The 20,025-nt window shown below is 51.4% G+C and carries 19 protein-coding genes; 14 read left to right on the top strand and 5 right to left on the bottom strand.

From position 1 onward, the window contains the following. Window positions 1–148 precede the first annotated feature (148 nt). From osmE to cedA, 13 genes are all read left to right on the top strand, one after another. On the top strand, window positions 149–490 hold the full coding sequence (gene osmE, locus GY169_RS13995) for an osmotically-inducible lipoprotein OsmE (protein WP_163445665.1): 342 nt from the start codon (window positions 149–151) through the stop codon (window positions 488–490). A gap of 285 nt (window positions 491–775) precedes the next feature. Next, window positions 776–1,096 (top strand): PTS sugar transporter subunit IIB, encoded by a 321-nt coding sequence (locus GY169_RS13990; protein ID WP_167576125.1) that lies wholly within the window; start codon window positions 776–778, stop codon window positions 1,094–1,096. Between the two features lie 81 nt (window positions 1,097–1,177). Next, on the top strand, window positions 1,178–2,536 hold the full coding sequence (gene chbC / locus GY169_RS13985; RefSeq protein WP_163445661.1) for a PTS N,N'-diacetylchitobiose transporter subunit IIC: 1,359 nt from the start codon (window positions 1,178–1,180) through the stop codon (window positions 2,534–2,536). A gap of 54 nt (window positions 2,537–2,590) precedes the next feature. Next, window positions 2,591–2,938, top strand: coding sequence for a PTS N,N'-diacetylchitobiose transporter subunit IIA (gene chbA, locus GY169_RS13980; protein ID WP_167576124.1), 348 nt, complete (start codon window positions 2,591–2,593; stop codon window positions 2,936–2,938). 25 nt (window positions 2,939–2,963) lie between these two features. Then, a complete protein-coding gene (chbR, locus tag GY169_RS13975; protein ID WP_163445657.1) occupies window positions 2,964–3,788 on the top strand; it encodes a transcriptional regulator ChbR in 825 nt (274 codons plus the stop codon). A 104-nt stretch (window positions 3,789–3,892) separates the two neighbouring features. Then, window positions 3,893–5,239 carry a 6-phospho-beta-glucosidase gene (locus tag GY169_RS13970; protein WP_163445655.1) on the top strand — a complete coding sequence of 449 codons (1,347 nt, stop codon included), beginning with the start codon at window positions 3,893–3,895 and terminating at the stop codon, window positions 5,237–5,239. An 11-nt stretch (window positions 5,240–5,250) separates the two neighbouring features. Continuing rightward, window positions 5,251–6,006: a chitin disaccharide deacetylase gene (gene chbG / locus GY169_RS13965; protein WP_163445653.1), complete on the top strand. Its 756-nt coding sequence runs from the start codon at window positions 5,251–5,253 to the stop codon at window positions 6,004–6,006. Window positions 6,007–6,148: 142 nt separating this feature from the next. Next, window positions 6,149–7,141: a LacI family DNA-binding transcriptional regulator gene (locus GY169_RS13960; RefSeq protein ID WP_167576123.1), complete on the top strand. Its 993-nt coding sequence runs from the start codon at window positions 6,149–6,151 to the stop codon at window positions 7,139–7,141. Between the two features lie 117 nt (window positions 7,142–7,258). Beyond that, window positions 7,259–9,382 (top strand): alpha-galactosidase, encoded by a 2,124-nt coding sequence (locus GY169_RS13955; RefSeq protein ID WP_167576122.1) that lies wholly within the window; start codon window positions 7,259–7,261, stop codon window positions 9,380–9,382. Between the two features lie 52 nt (window positions 9,383–9,434). After that, complete coding sequence (locus tag GY169_RS13950) at window positions 9,435–10,709, top strand: MFS transporter (protein WP_167576121.1); 1,275 nt, start codon at window positions 9,435–9,437, stop codon at window positions 10,707–10,709. A gap of 475 nt (window positions 10,710–11,184) precedes the next feature. After that, window positions 11,185–12,432 (top strand): oligosaccharide MFS transporter, encoded by a 1,248-nt coding sequence (locus GY169_RS13945; RefSeq protein WP_167576120.1) that lies wholly within the window; start codon window positions 11,185–11,187, stop codon window positions 12,430–12,432. Further along, complete coding sequence (locus GY169_RS13940) at window positions 12,429–14,480, top strand: beta-galactosidase (protein ID WP_167576119.1); 2,052 nt, start codon at window positions 12,429–12,431, stop codon at window positions 14,478–14,480. The genes GY169_RS13945 and GY169_RS13940 overlap by 4 nt, the downstream gene beginning before the upstream one ends. 226 nt (window positions 14,481–14,706) lie before the next feature. After that, entirely contained in the window at window positions 14,707–14,970 is a 264-nt protein-coding gene (cedA, locus tag GY169_RS13935; RefSeq protein WP_167577307.1) for a cell division activator CedA, read from the top strand. Between the two features lie 115 nt (window positions 14,971–15,085). Here the strand turns inward: cedA and GY169_RS13930 are convergent, their stop codons facing one another. From GY169_RS13930 to hxpB, 4 genes are all read right to left on the bottom strand, one after another. Further along, the gene (locus tag GY169_RS13930; RefSeq protein WP_163445651.1) at window positions 15,086–16,477 is read right to left on the bottom strand and encodes an L-cystine transporter; all 1,392 of its coding nucleotides are present in this window, start codon (window positions 16,475–16,477) and stop codon (window positions 15,086–15,088) included. Window positions 16,478–16,655: 178 nt separating this feature from the next. Next, window positions 16,656–17,246, bottom strand: a complete 591-nt coding sequence (locus tag GY169_RS13925; RefSeq protein ID WP_065357639.1) for a metal-dependent hydrolase — start codon at window positions 17,244–17,246, stop codon at window positions 16,656–16,658. A gap of 89 nt (window positions 17,247–17,335) precedes the next feature. Continuing rightward, complete coding sequence (gene kduD / locus GY169_RS13920) at window positions 17,336–18,097, bottom strand: 2-dehydro-3-deoxy-D-gluconate 5-dehydrogenase KduD (protein ID WP_167576118.1); 762 nt, start codon at window positions 18,095–18,097, stop codon at window positions 17,336–17,338. Between the two features lie 153 nt (window positions 18,098–18,250). Further along, window positions 18,251–18,919, bottom strand: a complete 669-nt coding sequence (gene hxpB / locus GY169_RS13915; protein WP_163445648.1) for a hexitol phosphatase HxpB — start codon at window positions 18,917–18,919, stop codon at window positions 18,251–18,253. A gap of 137 nt (window positions 18,920–19,056) precedes the next feature. On the opposite strand from hxpB, the gene GY169_RS13910 reads away from it, so the two are divergent. Beyond that, complete coding sequence (locus GY169_RS13910; RefSeq protein ID WP_163445646.1) at window positions 19,057–19,593, top strand: YniB family protein; 537 nt, start codon at window positions 19,057–19,059, stop codon at window positions 19,591–19,593. 33 nt (window positions 19,594–19,626) lie between these two features. On the opposite strand, the gene yciA is transcribed toward GY169_RS13910, so the two are convergent. Next, the gene (yciA, locus tag GY169_RS13905; RefSeq protein ID WP_106926567.1) at window positions 19,627–20,025 is read right to left on the bottom strand and encodes an acyl-CoA thioester hydrolase YciA; all 399 of its coding nucleotides are present in this window, start codon (window positions 20,023–20,025) and stop codon (window positions 19,627–19,629) included.

The raw sequence follows: 20,025 nt of genomic DNA, 5'->3' as shown, positions 1-20,025 counted from the left end.
TTGACGGTAAAACGACAAGGATCACAGTTTTGACTGCGGTAAATTAATCCGATTTTTCGGTCCTGATGAGATTGATTTCGGCGTATTGGTTGATAAATAGCAATATTTATCCCACGCTTATTACACATTGAACGAAAGGAGAGGGAACATGAATAAAAAAGTCGTAGGGCTTCTGGGCGCCGGCGCTGTGCTGGCGATGCTGGCGGGTTGTACTGCATACGATCGTACTAAAGATCAGTTTACTCAGCCGGTGGTCAAAGATGTTAAAAAAGGGATGAGCCGTTCACAGGTAATGCAAATTGCCGGTAAACCGTCTTCTGAAGTCACCATGATTCACGCTCGCGGCACCTGCCAGACCTATATCCTGGGTCAACGAGATGGTAAAGCTGAAACCTATTTTGTGGCTCTCGATGAGACTGGCCACGTGATCAACTCCGGCTACCAGACGTGTGCTGAGTACGATACGGACCCGGCTGCTGCTAAGTCATAATCGTGTGTTTATAGGATGCCTACGAAAACCCGACCTCTGTGTCGGGTTTTTTTATCAGATCTGATGCTTATTTCTTGTCGCGAATTATTTTGAGCAAAGTGTGAAGACAGTCAAAACCGAAGGTCAATGAGAGACAATTTTTGCCTGTTAAGAATTATCAGTAGGCAAATTGTTGCCGTATACTCAATGCATAAACAGAAGATAACTCATCTGTTACATACGAGGGTAGTGGGCACATGGAACATCGCCCGGTGATGACAGATTTCACAAGTTGAGGAAGCGTGAATGGAAAAGAAACATATCTATCTTTTTTGCTCTGCGGGGATGTCCACTTCATTGTTGGTATCTAAAATGCGAGCGCAGGCTGAGAAGTACGAAGTACCGGTAGTGATCGAAGCATTCTCAGAAGCTTTTGCCGCAGAAAAAGGCCCGCAGGCAGATGTTATTCTGCTCGGCCCGCAAATCGGCTATATGCTGAACGATATTAAAAAGATTTTACCGAACAAGCCGATCGAAATTATCGATTCAACGTTGTACGGTAAGGTAGATGGTTTAGGCGTGCTTAAGGCAGCGGTTGCTGCAATTAAAAAAGCCGCTGCGCAATAATTTTATAATTTTCCCGTCAAAGAGTTATTTCATATTTCAATCGCCGCAATATTAATTGCGGCCTTTTAAGGGTATTTTTCTATGAGTAAAGTGATCGATTCGCTTGAAAAGGTACTCCTTCCTTTTGCCGTTAAAATAGGAAAACAGCCACACATTAATGCGATTAAAAACGGTTTTATTAAATTAATGCCGCTGACCCTTGCAGGGGCCATGTTTGTATTAATTAACAACGTTTTTCTGAGCTTTGGTGAGGGATCATTCTTTTATTCAATGGGTGTTCGCCTGGACGCGTCAACCATTGACACGTTAAACAGCTTTAAAGCTATTGGCGGTAACGTTTATAACGGTACTTTAGGTATTATGTCGCTGATGGCGCCTTTCTTTATCGGTTCCGCCTTAGCGGAAGAGCGTAAAGTTGACCCGATGGCGGCTGGCCTGTTAGCGGTAGCGGCATTTATGACCGTCACCCCATACAGCGTTGGCGATGCCTATGCGGTTGGCGCGAACTGGCTGGGTGGTCAGAACATCATTTCCGGTATGATTATCGGTCTGGTGGTGGCTGAACTGTTCACCTTCGTTATCCGTCGCAACTGGGTTATCACTCTGCCAGACAGCGTACCGTCCTCGGTGTCGCGTTCCTTCTCGGCGTTAATTCCAGGCTTCCTGATCCTGTCCATCTTCGGCATCATCTCGTGGATTCTGTCTTCTTACGGCAGCAACTTCCACCAGATCATCATGGACTCCATCTCCAAACCGCTGGCGGCAATGGGTGGCGTGGTTGGATGGGCATACGTACTGTTCAACTCCCTGCTGTGGTTCTTCGGTGTGCATGGTTCACTGGCGCTCACCGCGTTGGACAACGGCATCATGACCCCATGGGCGCTGGAAAACATCGCGCTGTACAACCAGTACGGCTCTGTTGATGCGGCTATCGCTGCGGGTCAGCAGTTCCACTTCTGGGCGAAACCGATGCTGGATTCCTACATCCTGCTGGGTGGTTCCGGTGCGACTTTAGGCCTGATTATCGCTATCTTCATCGCCTCTCGCCGCGCTGACCATCGTCAGGTTGCGAAACTGGCTCTGCCGTCGGGTATCTTCCAGATTAACGAACCGATTCTGTTTGGTCTGCCAATCATCATGAACCCGGTTATGTTTATCCCGTTCGTGCTGGTACAACCGATTCTGGCTGCCATCACCCTGGCTGCTTACTCGATGGGTATCATCCCTCCGGTAACCAACCTGGCACCGTGGACCATGCCAACCGGCCTGGGCGCCTTCTTCAACAGTAACGGAAGCGTCGCGGCGCTGCTGGTCGCACTGTTCAACCTCTGTGTCGCAACGATGGTGTACATGCCGTTCGTGATTATCTCGAACAAAGCGCAGGCCACCATTGAAGAAGAAGAAAGCGAAGAAGACATCGCTGCCGCTCTGAAATTCTAATGCCAATGCGGTATGGAGCCGGTCTCCATACCGCCCTCAACAAAAGGAATAAATATGTTTGATCTGGATAATGTCGTTGCTGAGGACGTGCAGGAAAACGATCTCGAAGAAGTGGTGATGGGCCTGATTATCAACTCCGGACAGGCGCGCAGCCTGGCATACGCCGCGCTGAAGCAGGCGAAGCAGGGTGATTTTGTTGGCGCGAAAGCGACCATGGAACAGTCCCGCGTTGCCCTGAGCGAAGCGCACCGTGTGCAAACGCAGCTGATTGAAAGCGATGAAGGCGAAGGCCGTATGAAGGTAAGCCTGGTGCTGGTTCATGCGCAGGATCATCTTATGACGTCAATGTTAGCGCGTGAGCTGGTTGCTGAATTGATCGAACTTCACGAGAAGGTACAATAGGCTTTTCCCTATGAGGCAACCGAAGATGATCACCATGGAAATCAACACCGCCCGAGAACAACAGCTCTTTAACGGTAAGAATTTTCATGTATTCATCTACAACAAAACGGAAAGCATCAGCGGGCTGCACCAGCATGACTATTACGAGTTCACTATCGTACTGACCGGGCGCTACTATCAGGAGATAAACGGCAAACGGGTTATGCTGGAGCGCGGAGACTTTGTGTTTATCCCAATGGGTTCACATCACCAGAGCTTCTATGAGTTTGGCGCGACGCGAATCCTCAACGTTGGGATCAGCAAAGATTTCTTCGATACCCACTATCAGTCGCTGGTTCCGTTTGCGCTGGTTGCATCACAAGTCTATTCGATTAAAAGCACGTTTCTTAGTTACATTGAGTCGGTTATTTCGTCACTGCACTTTCGTGAAACGGAATTTGACGAATTTATTGAACTGGTTTCCTTCTACGTGATTAATCGCTTACGCCATTATCGCGAAGAACAAGCGCAGGATGTGACGCCGCAGTGGTTAAAATCTACTGTCGAAGCCATGCACGATAAATTAAAGTTTGGTGAAGGCGCATTGGAGAATATGGTCGAGTTATCCGGGAAAACCCAGGAATATTTAACCCGAGCCACCCAGCGCTATTACGGTAAAACGCCGATGCAGATTATTAATGACATCCGCATCAACTTTGCCAAGAAACAGCTGGAAATAACGAATTACTCGGTGACCGATATTGCGTATGAGTCAGGTTATAGTAGCCCAAGTTTGTTTATTAAAACTTTCAAGAAGCTAACCTCATTCACACCGAGCAATTATCGCAAACAGCTGACGATTATCAAATAACGCGCTGCGGAATCACTCCGCAGCTCTGAATTAAAGACTTTAACTATCCACGTATAATGTGGAGGGTAACCCACGTTTACTTGTGGATCACGAGGGAGAAAGAGATGAGCCAGAAATTAAAAGTCGTCACAATTGGTGGTGGTAGCAGCTATACGCCGGAATTACTGGAAGGTTTTCTCAAGCGTTATCACGAACTGCCGGTCAGCGAACTGTGGCTGGTTGACGTTGAAGATGGCCAGGAGAAGCTGGATATCATTCATGCCCTTTGCCAGCGCATGGTGGAAAAAGCCGGCGTACCGATGAAGGTCTATAAGACGCTGAATCGCCGCGAAGCGCTCGAAGGTGCCGACTTTGTGACTACGCAGCTGCGCGTTGGTCAGCTCAAAGCCCGTGAGAAAGATGAACGTATTCCGCTGAGCCATGGTTACCTGGGGCAGGAAACCAACGGCGCTGGCGGCCTGTTTAAAGGTCTGCGTACCATTCCGGTGATTTTCGACATCATTAAAGATGTGGAAGAAGTATGCCCGAACGCGTGGGTGATTAACTTTACCAACCCGGCGGGAATGGTGACCGAAGCGGTCTATCGCCACACCAATTTCAAACGTTTTATCGGCGTGTGCAACATTCCAATCGGCATGAAGATGTTCTTCACCGACGTATTGCGCCTGAGTGAGAAAGACGATCTTTCCATCGACCTGTTCGGCCTGAACCACATGGTTTTCGTACGCGATGTGCTGGTCAACGGCGAGTCTCGTTTTGCTGAACTGCTGGACGGCGTGGCCTCCGGTACGCTGTCGGCGAACACCGTGAAAAACATTTTCGATATGCCGTTTAGCGAAGGACTGCTGCGTTCTCTGAACCTGCTGCCGTGCTCTTATCTGCTGTACTACTTCAAGCAGAAAGAGATGCTGGCTATCGAAATGGGCGAGTATTACAAAGGCGGCGCGCGCGCGCAGGTGGTGCAGAAGGTTGAGAAGCAGCTGTTTGAGCTGTACAAAAATCCGGACCTGAACGTCAAGCCGAAAGAGCTGGAACAGCGCGGCGGGGCCTATTACTCCGATGCGGCGTGTGAGGTGATCAACGCTATCTACAACGATAAGCAGACTGAACACTACGTGAATATTCCGCACCACGGTCATATCGACAACATCCCGGCGGATTGGGCGATTGAAGTCACCTCCATCCTGGGCCGCGACGGCGCGAAACCGCACCCGCGCGTCACGCATTTTGACGAGAAAGTGCTGGGTCTGATCCATACCATCAAAGGTTTTGAAATCGCGGCCAGTAAGGCAGCGATCAGCGGTGAATTTAACGATGTGCTGTTGGCACTGAACTTAAGCCCGCTGATCCACTCTGATAAAGATGCAGAGATTCTGGCGCGCGAACTGATTCTGGCCCATGAAAAATGGTTGCCGAACTTCGCTGCCACCGTGGAGAAACTGAAACAGTGACAGGAGGCATGATGGAACGTTTGTTAATCGTGAACGCCGACGATTTTGGCCTGAGTAAAGGGCAGAACTACGGCATCCTCGACGCCTGTAAGAACGGACTGGTCACGTCCACCACCGCGCTGGTTAACGGCGCGGCTATTGACCACGCGGCTCAACTGAGCCGCCGTACGCCAGAGCTGGCGGTGGGCATGCACTTTGTGCTCACGCTGGGCGAACCGTTGACGCCGATGCCGGGCCTGGCCCGCGAAGGCAAACTCGGTAAGTGGATCTGGCAGGTGGCCGAGGAAGATGCGCTGCCGTTGGACGAGATTGAGCGTGAACTGGCGTGTCAGTATCAGCGTTTTGTCGACCTGTTCGACGCTGAGCCGACACATTTTGACAGCCACCACCATGTGCATATGATCCCGCAGATCTTTCCGCTGGTGGCCGAGTTTGCGAAATCCAAAGGCATCGCGCTGCGTATAGATCGCTCCATCCCGTACCCGTTTGCCCTCCCGGAAGGGTTGCGCAGCAGCGAGGGATTCAGCAGCGAATTTTACGGCGATGCGATTTCCGATGAGCTGTTCCTGAAGGTGCTGGACGACTCAACCGCACGCGGGGAAGGCTCGCTGGAGGTCATGTGTCATCCGGCGTTTGTCGACAATACCATTATGGGCAGCGCCTATTGCTACCCGCGCCTGGCTGAGCTGGACGTCCTGACCTCCGCATCGCTGAAATATGCCATTGCGGAACGAGGCTATCGTCTCGGTACTTACCGCGACGTGTGATCGACCGTTTTACCCCCTCAACCCTTTGCCCGGCAGCGACCCTGCCGGGCTTTTTTGTATTCATATGCCTTTAGTGACGGCTGACTGAGTCGTGTATAGTGCGGATAGCTATCACTATTTATTATTGTTTGCAGGGAAACTGATGTCACTTAAAGCTATCGCAAAAGAACTGGGGATTTCTGTGACGACGGTCAGCCGCGCCTTGAACGGTTATGACGATGTGTCGAAGGAAACGCGAGCTCGGGTGGAAGCGGAAGCACGGCGTCGTGGCTATCGGCCGAATACTTTTGCCCGTCGGTTGAAGATGGGAAAGATTGGCGCTGTTGGCCTGGTCTTTCCTACCCAGTCGGCGCCTCTGAGCAACAATGTGTTCCTTGAGATGGTAGGGGAGGTTAGCCGTGAACTGGCGCGTGATGAAATTGATCTGCTATTGATCGCTGATGATGATAAGTCAAACCAGCACGGTTATATGCGACTGGTGCAAAGCGGGCGGGTTGATGCTCTGATTGTCTCGCACACGCTGGATAACGATCCGCGCCTGATGCTGTTGCAGGAGGCTGGTTTCCCCTTTTTGGCTCTGGGTCGCAGCAACCTTGCCAATCCGTACGCCTGGTTTGATTTTGACAACTATGCGGGGACCTACCAGGCGACGCGCTTTCTGATAGCCCAGGGTCATCAACGTATTACGATGTTTAGTGAAGACACCGAGCGTGCATTCCTGCTGTTGCGCCGTCGGGGATATGTTGATGCGATGAACGAGTCTGGCTTACCCGTTCGCTTGTTGCTTTGCCCGCCTCCGACTCGCCGCATGGGATATCAGGTCATGCTGGAGCAATTGCGTGGCAGTGAACCTGGGCCGACGGCGGTGATCACGGATGGCAACGTAGCCGGTGATGGTGTGGCGATGGCGCTTAATCAGCAAGGGCTGCTGACCGGCGATAATCGCGTGTCGCTCGTGGTCTACGATGGATTATCGGAAGATAGCATTATTGATGTTCCCGTCGGGGCCATTATTGAGTCAACACGCCGCAGCGTAGGGCGGCAGATTGCCTCGATGGTCAGGCAACTGATTGCGGGTGAAGATATCGCATCGCTACAGGTACTCTGGCAGCCGGAGTTTCTCCCTCCACAATAACCGCTGATATTTTCTTTTCGGCGAATTTATTCATCAGATCACAAAACCGAAACGTTTTGGATTGAATCCGAAACGTTTCGGATCAACGATAAGGCCACTATCGCAGGAGAGGGTCTTATGTCTGAATCAATCATCCGTTTACACAATGACGCGACCGATATCATTATTCGAACGCATCCATTTGCTGAAATTATTTATTGGGGGCCACATATTCACCATTACTCGCCACTGGATGCTATAACGCTGGATCGTCCTTTGGTGAATACCGGTCTTGATGTGGATGCGCCGTTGACGCTGATGGCGGAATTGAGCCACGGCCTGTTTGGTGCGCCAGGGATCGAAGGGCATCGTCAAGGGCTTGATGGTTCGCCGAAGTTTACTACCGCAGAAGTGGTGCAGAATGGAAATCAACTGACCTTAATCAGCGAGGACCCGCATGCCGGGTTGCGTTTGAGCAGTGAAATCGCGCTGGATAAGAGCGGCGTTTTAAGCCTTCGCCACGGTATTACTAACCTGCGAGAGGACCTGTGGCAGGTTGACCGTCTGGCGGTGACGTTGCCGGTGGCAGAACATGCGCGCGAAGTACTGGCATTTCATGGTCGCTGGGTGCACGAGTTTCAGCCGCACCGCCTGATGCTCGACCACGACAGCTATGTGCTAGAAAACCGCCGCGGACGCACATCGCACGAACATTTTCCGGCGCTGATTATCGGCAGCCCAGCCTTTAGTGAAATGCAGGGCGAAGTGTGGGGCGTGCATTTAGGCTGGAGTGGCAACCATCGCCTACGGGCGGCAGTGAAAACTGACGGCCGCCGCTATCTTCAGGCTGAGGCTATCTATCTGCCCGGCGAAGTTGCGCTAGCCGAAGGCGAAACGCTATGGACGCCTCAACTTTTTGCCAGCTATTCCGCGCAGGGGCTGAATGGCATGAGCCAGCAGTTCCACCGTTATCTACGCGAGCAGATCATTCGTTTCCCCGGTAATAAGCCGCGCCCCGTGCACCTGAATACCTGGGAAGGCATCTATTTTGATCACGACCCGCAGTACATCATGCGGATGGCCGATGAAGCAGCTGCGCTTGGCGTTGAACGTTTTATCATCGACGATGGCTGGTTTAAAGGACGCAATGATGACCGGGCGGCGCTCGGCGACTGGTATGTCGATGGAAAAAAATATCCTGACGGCCTGATGCCGGTTATTAACCACGTCCAGACGTTGGGTATGGAGTTTGGTATTTGGGTTGAACCTGAGATGGTCAGCCCGGATTCCGATCTGTACCGCGCTCATCCCGAGTGGGTGTTGAAATTGCCTGGCTATACGCCGCTGGCGGGTCGCCATCAGTATGTCCTGGATCTGAATATTCCAGAGGTCTTTGATTTTCTGCTTGAACGAATGAAGTGGCTGTTGGGCGAACATCCCATTGATTACATAAAGTGGGACATGAACCGTGTGCTGGTGCAGCCTGGCCACAACGGTAAAGCCGCCGCCCACACACAAACGCATCAATACTACCGTCTGTTGGACGCCCTGGTCGCACGCTTCCCTCACGTTGAATTTGAAGCCTGCTCCTCCGGCGGCGGTCGTATCGATTATGAAGTGCTTAAACGTAGCCATCGTTTTTGGGCCTCGGACTGTAACGATGCTCTGGAGCGCAACACTATCCAGCGCGGGATGAGCTATTTCTTCCCTCCGGAGGTCATGGGGGCACATATTGGCAGCGCCAATTGCCATTCGACGTCTCGTCAGCACAGCATTGCATTTCGTGGGTTGACGGCACTGTTTGGCCATATGGGGTTAGAGCTGGATCCGGTGAAGGTGGATGACCTGGAACGGGAAGGTTATCGGAAATATGCCGCGCTTTATAAACAGTGGCGCGAACTTATTCATCACGGTGTGTACTGGCGAGCCGATATGTCGGATAACACGACGCTGGCTCAGGGTGTTGTTAGCGAAGATAAAAGTCAGGCGTTGTATCTGGTCAGCCAACTGGCGATGCCGGGCTACTCGCTCACTTCACCGCTACATTTTGCCGGCCTGGAGGCCGGGGCGCGCTATCAAATAACGCTATTGGACCCGTCAACTTTTCCGCTAATGGGCAAAGGCGGGCATACGATGCATAAATTACCCGAGTGGTTAAAAACACCACAAACCGCTACTGGTGAGTGGTTACAAAAGGTTGGGCTTATATTACCGGTATCGGATCCTGAAAGTGCAATTTTAATTGGTTTACAGCGCGTGTAATTACCATGGGCTGCATATGAGCGGCCCTTAGCCTCTTAATGGAGAATTGACGATGAATGCTAATGCTACAGCATCGGGTTGTTACATCCGTAACCCCAATTTCTGGATATTTGGTTTTTTCTTTTTTATCTATTTCTTTATTATGGCCACCTGTTTTCCTTTTTTGCCTATTTGGCTTTCTGATAATATAGGATTAAGTAAAACTGACGTTGGAATTGTATTTTCTAGTTTGTCTTTGGCGGCTATTTGTTTTCAGCCAGTATTAGGGTTTATTTCTGATAAGCTGGGGATGAAGAAAAATCTTGTCTGGGTCGTGACTATTTTGTTGGTCTTTATTGCCCCATTTTTTCTATATGTCTTTGCGCCGTTAATACGGTTTAATATCTGGTTGGGGGCATTAAGCGCCGGGTTATATATTGGTTTTGTTTTCTCCGCTGGCGCAGGAGTGATGGAGGCCTATGTCGAGCGTGTTAGTCGCCATACCGGGTTTGAATATGGTCGCGCACGTACTTTTGGTTGTCTGGGCTGGGGGTTATGCGCCACGATCTCAGGGATGTTGTTTGGTATTAATCCGGACTGGGTATTCTGGATGGGGTCGGCAGCCGCTGTCGTCCTGCTTGTGCTGGTGGCGATCGCCAGACCACAGTACAGCTCAAGCGCGCAGGTGATGGGGGCGTTAGGGGCTAACCGCCCGATGGTCGATTTAAAAACGGTTATGAATCTGTTTGGTCAGCGCAAGCTGTGGATGATGATGCTGTATGTTATAGGGGTATCCTGTATTTATGATACCTATGACCAGCAGTTTGCCACCTTCTTTAAATCGTTCTTTGCCACTCCGGAAGCGGGTAATCAGGCATTTGGAATGGTCACTACGGCAGGTGAAGTGTGTAACGCTATCGTGATGTTCTGTTCTCCGTGGATAATCAATCGTATCGGCGCGAAGAATACGCTGCTGTTGGCCGGGTTGGTGATGGCGACGCGAATGATCGGATCTTCGCTGGCAACAACTACGGTCGAAATTATTGCATTAAAAATGTTGCATGCGCTGGAAGTGCCATTCCTGCTGATCGGTATCTTTAAATATATTACCGGCGTATTTAATCCATTGTTATCGGCTACCATCTATTTGGTGGGTAATCAGGTTGTGTCGAAAGTCGCTTCAGTATTCATGTCGTCCTTTGCGGGGAAAATGTACGATAGCATCGGTTTTCAGCATACTTATATGATCTTTGGCTGTATTGCTCTCACGTTTACGATCATATCAGTCTTTACGCTAACGAAAACTGAGAACGCTGCATTGGCGCTTCAGACGGAAACAGCATCTTAAATTGTAGCTACCGCCAGATGTTGTCGCGGTCGGCGTTCCGTGCCGGGTATTGCGTGTGATTACGCCAGAGGATGGTCGGGAACGGGAATGATGACCTGTGGGAGAAAAGTGTATTATTTGCACGGGTAATGCGCATTAATCATTCCGTTGATGTGTCCGGTTTCTATCAACGGAATGTGACATTTTAATATTATTGCCATTATTAATTCAGGCTGTGTATAGGATTGTTTTTTCCAAAAATACGGTAGCTTTTCATTAATATTCTGAACGTTTATTTATTCTTAGAGAGTGTGACTAATATCTCAGGCCAATTTTTACATAAGATTTACAAATTGTTTTTGTTCACACAATGAAAAAACGTAATTATAAAATCAAAAATAATAATGGATCTTCACTACTATGAGGGCGAATATGGATATTGTTATTAAGGGAGGTCGGGTTTTTATTTTTTTAAAAAGATAGGGGATGTGTTCTTATGAAACGGAATCAACTTATTCTGTGTTTGTTAATGTTTTTCTTTTTTTTCTCATGGTCATCATTTCAATCCTTGCTTTCCGTATGGCTTCATCAAACTATTGGTTTGCAGGCCACACAAACAGGGTTGATATTTTCTGCGTTATCGGTCTCGGCACTTTGTGCGCAGGTGTGTTATGGCTTTATTCAGGATAAACTCGGTTTGCGTAAAAACTTACTGTGGTACCTGGCTGTGTTATTAACGCTATCTGGTCCTGTTTTTATTTTGTTTGGTCATTTGTTGCATATGAGCCTTATTGTGGGCAGTCTTTTCGGCGGTTTTTATATTGGCATGGCCTATAACGGTGGAATTGGTGTGCTGGAGTCATTTACTGAACGAGTTGGGCGGCGCGATAACTTCGAGTTTGGACGCGCGCGGTTTGGCGGTTCGCTAGGCTGGGCAGTAGCGAGTTTTTTTACTGGCATTTTATTTAATATCGATCCACGACTTAATTTCTTGCTAGCCTCGGTTGGCGGCGCACTCTTTTTTATGGTACTCACCGCGCTGCGACTGGGCGATGGTGCGTCGCAGGCGCAGTTGGCGAGTGATAAGAATAGTAACGTTTCTCTGAGCGATGCGCTACGTCTGTTAACGCTGCCACGTTTTTGGGCGCTGATTTTCTTTGTGGTCGGTTCCTGCATTTATAATGTTTACGATCAGCAGTTCTCTGTCTATTTTGTGGCGCAGTTTGAAACGCCGCAACAGGGGGCTGCCATGTTCGGTTACCTCAATTCTGCACAGGTATTTTTGGAAGCCGCAGGATTATTCTGTGCACCATGGCTGGTGAATAAAATTGGCGCGAAGAATGGACTGATCTTTGCAGGCATGGTTATGTCAATGAGAATGATCAGTTCAGGTTTGGTGGTGGGACCCTTACCTATTTTTATAACAAAACTTTTGCATGTAGCTGAATTACCGGTGCTCTTGGTTTCGATGTTCAAATATATCACGTTAAATTTTGATCAGCGCCTCTCTTCGACGTTATATCTGGTTGGTTTTGCCTGCACAAGCTCTATTATTGGCACGGTGATTTCACCGCTAGCTGGATTTAGCTATGACACAATCGGCTTTGCTCATTCCTATTTGATTATGGGGGGCGCCGTATTTATTACGTCATTCTGCTCGATTTTTTTCTTGTGTGGTAACCGTCAGCCTGAGACTGCTGTTATTTCCTCGGCATCACCCGTAACAAAGGGAAGTGAATTATGAAAAAGTACATTTTTAACAACAAAATGAATACCGTTATGCACGGCGCAGATTATAACCCGGAACAGTGGGATAGCGTTCCCGGTATTATTGATAAAGATATCGCAATGATGCGTCAGGCACAGTGTAATGTGATGTCGGTAGGTATTTTTAGCTGGGCGAAGCTTGAACCAGAAGAGGGAATATATACTTTCGACTGGCTGGATGCTGTGCTGGATAAACTCACTGCCGCTGGAATTCGCGTCTTTCTGGCGACGCCAACTGGCGCTCGCCCGGCGTGGATGTCGCAAAAATATCCGGAGGTGCTGCGTGTGGGGGCAGACCGCGTGAAGGCGTTGCACGGAGGGCGACATAACCATTGCTCATCCTCATTGGTGTATCGCGAAAAAATGCGCCTCATTAACACGCAATTAGCGGAACGCTATGCGCACCATCCAGCAGTACTTGGCTGGCATATTTCTAATGAGTATTGTGGCGAGTGCCATTGTGAACGCTGTCAGTCTAATTTCCGCCGCTGGCTGCAAGAACGATATCAGACGCTGGAAAACCTCAATCAGGCCTGGTGGAGCGATTTCTGGAGCCATACCTACAGCGACTGGCAGCAAATTACCTCGCCATCGCCACATGGGGAGCATGAAGTTCATGGGCTTAATCTTGACTGGCATCGTTTTAATACCGCTCAGGCGATGGATTTCTGCCGTCAGGAGATTCTGACGTTAAAACGGGTGAACCCCAATATACCGGCCACGACCAACTTTATGGGGTACTTTAACGATTATGACTACTGGCAGTTTGCCCGTGAGCTGGATTTTATCTCCTGGGATAGCTACCCGCAGTGGCACTGCGATGGTGATGACACCGCGGTGGCGTGTGCGACGGCGATGTATCATGACATGATGCGTAGCCTGAAAGGCGGTCAACCATTTGTACTGATGGAATCAACGCCCAGCGCCACCAACTGGCAGCCGATCAGTAAGCTGAAAAAACCTGGAATGCATATTCTCGCTTCGTTACAGGCGGTTGCCCATGGCGCGGACTCTGTCCAGTATTTTCAGTGGCGTAAAAGTCGTGGTTCTACCGAGAAATTTCATGGCGCTGTTGTCGATCATGTTGGTCACCTGGACACGCGGGTGGGGCGCGAAGTGTGTCAGTTAGGCGATATACTGAGTCGGCTGGAAGGCGTTACGGGGTGTTTCACAGAGGCAAAAGTGGCGGTCATTTTTGATCAGCAGAGTCGTTGGGCGATGGACGACGCTATGGGGCCGCGTAATCAGGGCATGGAATATGAAAAAACCGTTAATGAACACTACCGCGCATTTTGGGAGCAGGGAGTGGCTGTCGATGTCATTGATGCGGATGTCGATTTTAGCGGCTATGCCCTTGTGGTTGCGCCAATGCTCTATATGGTCAGGGCGGGGTTTGCCGAGCGGGCAGAAGCGTTCGTGGCTCAGGGAGGGCACTTTGTCGCGTCCTACTGGACAGGGATCGTCAATGAAAGCGATCTCTGCTATTTAGGCGGTTTCCCCGGACCGTTGCGCAAACTGCTGGGGATCTGGGCGGAAGAAATTGATAGCTTACCGGAAGGTGAATACCATCCTGTTCAGGGTCTCCAGGGGAATATGCTTGGTTTGCAAGGCCCTTATCCGGCGCGTCATTTATGTGAGCTAATCCATGCGGAAACGGCTCTTCCGCTTGCTACCTATACTGATGACTTCTATGCAGGAAATCCGGCGGTAACGGTAAACGTGTTTGGTAAAGGCAAAGCATGGTATGTGGCTTCGCGTAATTCGCTGGAATTCCAGCGTGATTTCTTTGGCGGCATTATCAAGATGCTCGCGCTGCCGTGTGCGTTGGCATGTGATCTTCCCTCGGGGGTTGTGGCGACGGCAAGAACGGACGGGAAGACAACATATGTCTTTGTACAGAACTACACTGTGCAGACTCACTGCTTGATCTTGCCAGTAGGGTATATTGATGCGCTCACGGGGAAAGCGTTAAGTGAAATAACTCTACAGGCATGGGGTTGTCGGGTGCTTTACCGGCAGGTGTAGTAAAAATAAAGACCTGGTCCAGTCTATTGGCAAAGTTCTGGCTGAAAAGCCAGGACTTTGAGTGAACAAGCTCAGCGCGAAAAAGCGGGCTGTTGTGCTCAGCGAATTTACCCGGCCACGACTTAAAGCAGGTACAACATCAACTCGTATGAGTGAAAAGCGCACGCACAGAAGAGGACGAAGGGGCGCAAGATCGGCTAAAATAACATTTTTCTATTTTTTAAATTTGTCTTTAGTGAAACAGCCCATTATGAAACCTCTTCGCCAACAAAATCGCCAGGTGATCAGCTATGTCCCGCGTGTGGAACCCGCGCCACCCGAACATGCGCTAAAAATGGATGCATTTCGTGATGTATGGATACTGCGAGGTAAATATGTCGCTTTTGTCCTGGTTGGGGAGTCGTTTCAACGGTCGCCAGCGTTTACTGTACCTGAGTCAGCGCAACGCTGGGCCAATCAGGTACGTCAGGAAGGTGAAATAGCGCAGTAAAGCGTATAAACCCTCACTGGCGGCCATCAGGATAAATGGCCGTTAGAATTAACCGGATGAAAGAAAAAACGCGCAGATTGAGCTGCGCGTTTTTATGATGAGATGTTCTACTACCTTAGCGATGCGCCAGTTCGGCATCCTCTTCGCTGTTTAACACGTCTTTATCGGTCTGACGCAGCCACTGGCTGGTCAGGGTGCCGGCAGTCATGGAACCGCTGACGTTCAGCGCGGTACGGCCCATGTCGATCAGCGGCTCAACGGAGATCAGCAGCGCAACCAGGGTAACCGGCAGCCCCATCGCGGGCAGCACGATCAGCGCAGCGAAGGTTGCACCGCCGCCCACGCCGGCAACGCCTGCAGAGCTGACGGTCACCATACCAACCAGCGTGGCAATCCACAGCGGATCCAGCGGGTTAATGCCCACGGTTGGAGCAACCATCACCGCCAGCATGGCCGGGTAGAGACCTGCACAGCCGTTCTGACCAATGGTCGCACCAAAGGAAGCAGAGAAGCTGGCAATGGATTCTGGTACGCCCAGGCGGCGAGTCTGCGCTTCAACGTTCAGCGGGATAGACGCGGCGCTGGAGCGGCTGGTGAAGGCAAAGGTCAGCACCGGCCACACTTTGCGGAAGTACTTCAGCGGACTCACGCCGTTGACGCCCAGCAGAATGCCGTGCACCACAAACATAATCAGCAGGCCAAGGTAGGACGCAACCACAAAGCTACCCAGCTTGATGATGTCCTGCAGGTTAGAACCGGCGACCACTTTGGTCATCAGCGCCAGCACGCCGTACGGCGTCAGCTGCATCACCAGGCGCACCAGCTTCATCACCCAGCCTTGCAGGGTATCGATAGCGGTCAGTACGCGCTGGCCTTTCGGTTCATCATCTTTCAGCAGCTTCAGCGCAGCCACACCCAGGAATGCCGCGAAGATAACGACGCTGATGATAGAGGTTGGGTTAGCGCCGGTGAGATCCGCAAACGGGTTTTTCGGCACGAACGACAGCAGCAGCTGCGGTACGCTCAGGTCAGCAACTTTGCCGACATAGTTGCTCTGAATGGCGTTCAGACGTGCAGTCTCGGCGGTGCCCTGAACCAGACCTTCAGCGGTCAGGCCGAACAGGTTAGTCACCAGCACGCCGACCAGCGCGGCAATAAGCGTGGTAAACAGCAGGGTACCGATGGTCAGCACGCTGATTTTACCCAGCTGAGAGGCATTATGCAGACGGGCTACCGCGCTCAGAATTGAGGCGAAGACCAGCGGCATGACGATCATTTGCAGTAGTTGCACATAGCCGTTACCGACCACGTTAAACCACTGGATAGAGTCCTTCAGCACCTGGCTGTCAGAACCGTAGATCAGCTGCAGCGCCAGGCCAAAGACCACACCGATAACCAGGCCGACCAGCACTTTTTTGGCCAGGCTCCACTGCTTGTGACGCGTTTGCGCCAGCGCCAGCAGCAATACGGCGAACACAACGACGTTCGCGATTAGTGGAAAGTTCATCCCCGTTCTCCTGAAGTTTTTTTCACGCCGTTCGCGGTGATTTTGTGTTGCCGCGGCGGGTGTCTTTTTATGACAAACCCGTAAAGATTTGTCTGGATGTGAGAAGGTTAACAGAACTGAAATGGTACGCTTATATCCAAATGGAATGGATTATGCCAAAAATGCGATCTTCGCCGAATTATTGCTCAGCCCGGCGATGAATGAAGCGATTAAAGTCGGTTTGCAGCGAATTTATCATCGATGATGACCAGCGTATGGCGCTGTTTTCCGGTAGCGACTGCGGCATGAACACGGCGTAGGCAAACAGCGCCATACACAAAACGCGCTCCAGCTGATTCCCTTTACGCGGTGCGAGAATCGGCAGGCGAAAACGCCAGCGGCAGGGCCACAGCAAGGGGACGCCCGCTGGCGTGAGCATGTCGGCGAGAATGTGGCTCAGATAGCCCAGCACCATCCCCTGTAGGGCATCGGCGGGGACTATCCAGCTGTCCGGTACTTTCAGATAGAAAAGGGTGAGCGCGGCAAAAACGGCGAGCAGGCTGTGGGTAAAACCGCGATGGCCACACATCCGCGCAATGGGCTTCGATAACCAACTTAGCCGCTGCCCCAGGAAGGAGCGTGGGTGGTCAATGTCCGGAAGCAGACAGGTCAATATCGCCGACGGCACGATGTGCCACCAGTCTCCTTGTGCCAGGACCGGCGTCAGTTCGGCATTTTTAGCAAATACCGCGCAGGCGATTGAAAAAAGGAGATGACCTTCCGCCGTCATGATGAAACCCATTAATCTGTGAATTCATACAGTATAGGGTTTTTATACAGTAGGCGGAAGAGGTTACAGTGTAACTCTTTGTCAAAAAATTAACGTGCCAGCCAGCCGCCGTCTACGGCCACCGTATAGCCATTAATGTAGTCCGAGGCAGACGAGGCGAGGAATACCACCGGGCCTTTGAGATCGTCTGGCGTCCCCCAGCGTCCGGCCGGAATACGGTCGAGGATTTCCTTGCTGCGTTCAGCGTCGTCACGCAGCTGCTGGGTGTTGTTGGTGGCCATATACCCCGGCGCGATGGCGTTGACGTTGATGCCGTGCTGAGCCCATTCGTTGGCCAGCAGGCGGGTGATGCCTAATACCCCGCTTTTTGAAGCGGTGTAGGATGGCACACGAATGCCGCCCTGGAAAGAGAGCATCGACGCAATATTGATAATTTTCCCGCCGTTACCTTGTTGCAGAAACTGTTTCGCCACCGCCTGTGACAGGAAGAACACCGACTTCAGGTTCAGGTTCATCACATCGTCCCAGTTCTTTTCGCTGAAGGTCAGCGCATCTTCACGTCGAATGGTCCCGGCGTTGTTGACCAGAATGTCGATACGGCCCGCGGCGGCCACGGCGGCGGGGACGATATCAGCAATGGCCTCAGGCTGGCTCAGATCGGCCTGAATCGCAAACATCCGACGGCCCAGCGCCGCCACTTTTTCTGCGGTTTCTTGCGGAATGCTTCGGCTGACGCTGACGATATCGCATCCGGCTTCCGCCAGCCCCAGCGCCATACCCTGACCGAGACCTTTATCGCAGCCGGTAACGAGTGCGACTTTACCTTGCAGATTGAAAGCATGAAGAATCATTTCGACCCCTGTATACGGTTTTTATCATTATGAGATGACCTACAGGGCTAAAGCATAGGAGGGCGTAGCGGAAAATTCAAATAAAAATAAAACAGCGTTTCATTTTTATGATTGGGTTGGCATTTGCGGGCACAATCCGTGCCCGCATCATGATTAGCCGCACAAATTTTCGCGGGTGAGGAATTCCAGAGACGGCAGCTTCACATCGGCCAGAGCGAAGCGCGGGTCGAGTTGGCTTTCCGGAGCCGGGACAACAATGGAGCGCATGCGCGCCGCTTTGCTGGCAATCATGCCATTCACCGAGTCTTCCAGCGCCACGCAGCACAGCGGATCGACATCCAGCGCGGCCGCGCAGTTCAGATAGACCTGTGGGTGCGGTTTGCTATAGGCCAACGTGTCGGCGGAGGCCAGCGCGTCGAACTGCTCGCGCAGGTCAAACATGGTCAGCACTTTTTCCAGCATGTATAGCGGAGAGGCGGAAGCCAGGCCGACTTTCAACCCTTGCGCTTTGCATAGCGCGACGGCTTCACGCACGCCTGGCAGCAACGGGCGCGTCTGCTCAACCAGCGAAATGACGCGGGCAATCATCCGTTCAACTACGGCGGCACGGTCCGGGCCGCTCCATGGCTGTTGGCCGTACCACAGGTCGACCACCAGATCGATACGTAAACCGCGAGTATCGGGAAGCTCGTGACGACGGGTAAAATCGACGCCCAGCTCGCTCAGCACTTCGTGCTCGGCACGGTCCCACAGCGGCTCGGAATCGATCAGTAATCCATCCATATCGAATATTGCGGCGCGTATTTGACGCTCGGTGGACATAACTACCTCTCCTTTAGGGTAACGAATGCCGGTTAATGGTATATCATATCGGGCGTAAAGTCGGGCGAAAGTCACCTTCAGCAGGTAGACTTAATAAGCACTTAGCCCGAGAGTCTGCGTCTTAACAAGGGGAACCCATGACGTATCAACAAGCTGGACGCATTGCCATCCTCAAGCGTATTGCCGGGTGGGTTATTTTTATTCCTGCCCTGATCTCTACGCTGATTTCCGTGCTGAAATTCATGTATGAACACAGCGCTAAGCAGCCGGGAATCGATGCCGTCATGATGGATTTTGTCCACGTGATGGTCGACATGATGCGTTTCAATACGCCATTCCTGAATCTCTTCTGGTACAACTCGCCGCAACCGGACTTTCATAACGGCCTGAATATTATGTTCTGGGTTATTTTTGCGCTGATTTTCGTTGCGCTGGCGCTACAGGACTCCGGCGCGCGCATGGCGCGTCAGGCGAAGTTTTTGCGTGAAGGTGTGAACGATCAGCTGATTCTGGAGAAAGCGAAAGGGGCGGAAGGGATGAGCCGTGAAGCGCTGGAGGCCCGCGTTGAGGTGCCGCGTCATACCATTTTCGTGCAATTCTTCCCGCTCTATATTCTGCCGATCATTGTGATTGTCGTCGGCTACTTTGTCCTGAAAGTGTTAGGTTTCCTCTAAAAGCAGCAAGCCCGGCGGTGGCCGGGCTTGTGATTATGCAGCAGGGATAGCGCGCGGTTTCCCCTGAGGGTCGACCGCGACGTAGATAAACAGCGCTTCGGTCGCTTTATAGCGCTGACCAATCGGCTCTGATGACACCTTTTTTACCCACACTTCAATATTAATCGTCACCGACGTATTGCCGCGTTTGACGCAGCGCGCATAGCAGCACACTACGTCGCCGACCGCTACCGGGCGCAGGAACGTCATACCGTCTACCCGCACGGTCACCACGCGGCCATGGGCCACTTCTTTCGCCATAATGGCGCCACCAATATCCATTTGCGACATCAGCCAACCGCCGAAGATATCGCCGTTGGCATTGGTATCCGCAGGCATGGCTAAAGTGCGTAATACCAGCTCTCCCTGTGGAGCGTCATTCTGTAGTGTCAT

Origin of the sequence: Kluyvera genomosp. 3 (assembly GCF_011765685.1) — a bacterium.
Lineage (GTDB): Bacteria > Pseudomonadota > Gammaproteobacteria > Enterobacterales > Enterobacteriaceae > Kluyvera > Kluyvera georgiana_A.
Note: the sequence above shows the minus strand (reverse complement) of the source record. Positions and strands in the feature narration are given on the sequence as shown.

What these genes read in the sequence shown, in the direction of transcription:
- osmE (WP_163445665.1), top strand. Translation starts at nt 149, where the DNA reads ATGAATAAAAAAGTCGTAGGGCTTCTGGGCGCCGGCGCTGTGCTGGCG.
- GY169_RS13990 (WP_167576125.1), top strand. Translation starts at nt 776, where the DNA reads ATGGAAAAGAAACATATCTATCTTTTTTGCTCTGCGGGGATGTCCACT.
- chbC (WP_163445661.1), top strand. Translation starts at nt 1,178, where the DNA reads ATGAGTAAAGTGATCGATTCGCTTGAAAAGGTACTCCTTCCTTTTGCC.
- chbA (WP_167576124.1), top strand. Translation starts at nt 2,591, where the DNA reads ATGTTTGATCTGGATAATGTCGTTGCTGAGGACGTGCAGGAAAACGAT.
- chbR (WP_163445657.1), top strand. Translation starts at nt 2,964, where the DNA reads ATGATCACCATGGAAATCAACACCGCCCGAGAACAACAGCTCTTTAAC.
- GY169_RS13970 (WP_163445655.1), top strand. Translation starts at nt 3,893, where the DNA reads ATGAGCCAGAAATTAAAAGTCGTCACAATTGGTGGTGGTAGCAGCTAT.
- chbG (WP_163445653.1), top strand. Translation starts at nt 5,251, where the DNA reads ATGGAACGTTTGTTAATCGTGAACGCCGACGATTTTGGCCTGAGTAAA.
- GY169_RS13960 (WP_167576123.1), top strand. Translation starts at nt 6,149, where the DNA reads ATGTCACTTAAAGCTATCGCAAAAGAACTGGGGATTTCTGTGACGACG.
- GY169_RS13955 (WP_167576122.1), top strand. Translation starts at nt 7,259, where the DNA reads ATGTCTGAATCAATCATCCGTTTACACAATGACGCGACCGATATCATT.
- GY169_RS13950 (WP_167576121.1), top strand. Translation starts at nt 9,435, where the DNA reads ATGAATGCTAATGCTACAGCATCGGGTTGTTACATCCGTAACCCCAAT.
- GY169_RS13945 (WP_167576120.1), top strand. Translation starts at nt 11,185, where the DNA reads ATGAAACGGAATCAACTTATTCTGTGTTTGTTAATGTTTTTCTTTTTT.
- GY169_RS13940 (WP_167576119.1), top strand. Translation starts at nt 12,429, where the DNA reads ATGAAAAAGTACATTTTTAACAACAAAATGAATACCGTTATGCACGGC.
- GY169_RS13930 (WP_163445651.1), bottom strand. Translation starts at nt 16,477, where the DNA reads ATGAACTTTCCACTAATCGCGAACGTCGTTGTGTTCGCCGTATTGCTG.
- GY169_RS13925 (WP_065357639.1), bottom strand. Translation starts at nt 17,246, where the DNA reads ATGACGGCGGAAGGTCATCTCCTTTTTTCAATCGCCTGCGCGGTATTT.
- kduD (WP_167576118.1), bottom strand. Translation starts at nt 18,097, where the DNA reads ATGATTCTTCATGCTTTCAATCTGCAAGGTAAAGTCGCACTCGTTACC.
- hxpB (WP_163445648.1), bottom strand. Translation starts at nt 18,919, where the DNA reads ATGTCCACCGAGCGTCAAATACGCGCCGCAATATTCGATATGGATGGA.
- GY169_RS13910 (WP_163445646.1), top strand. Translation starts at nt 19,057, where the DNA reads ATGACGTATCAACAAGCTGGACGCATTGCCATCCTCAAGCGTATTGCC.
- yciA (WP_106926567.1), bottom strand. Translation starts at nt 20,025, where the DNA reads ATGACACTACAGAATGACGCTCCACAGGGAGAGCTGGTATTACGCACT.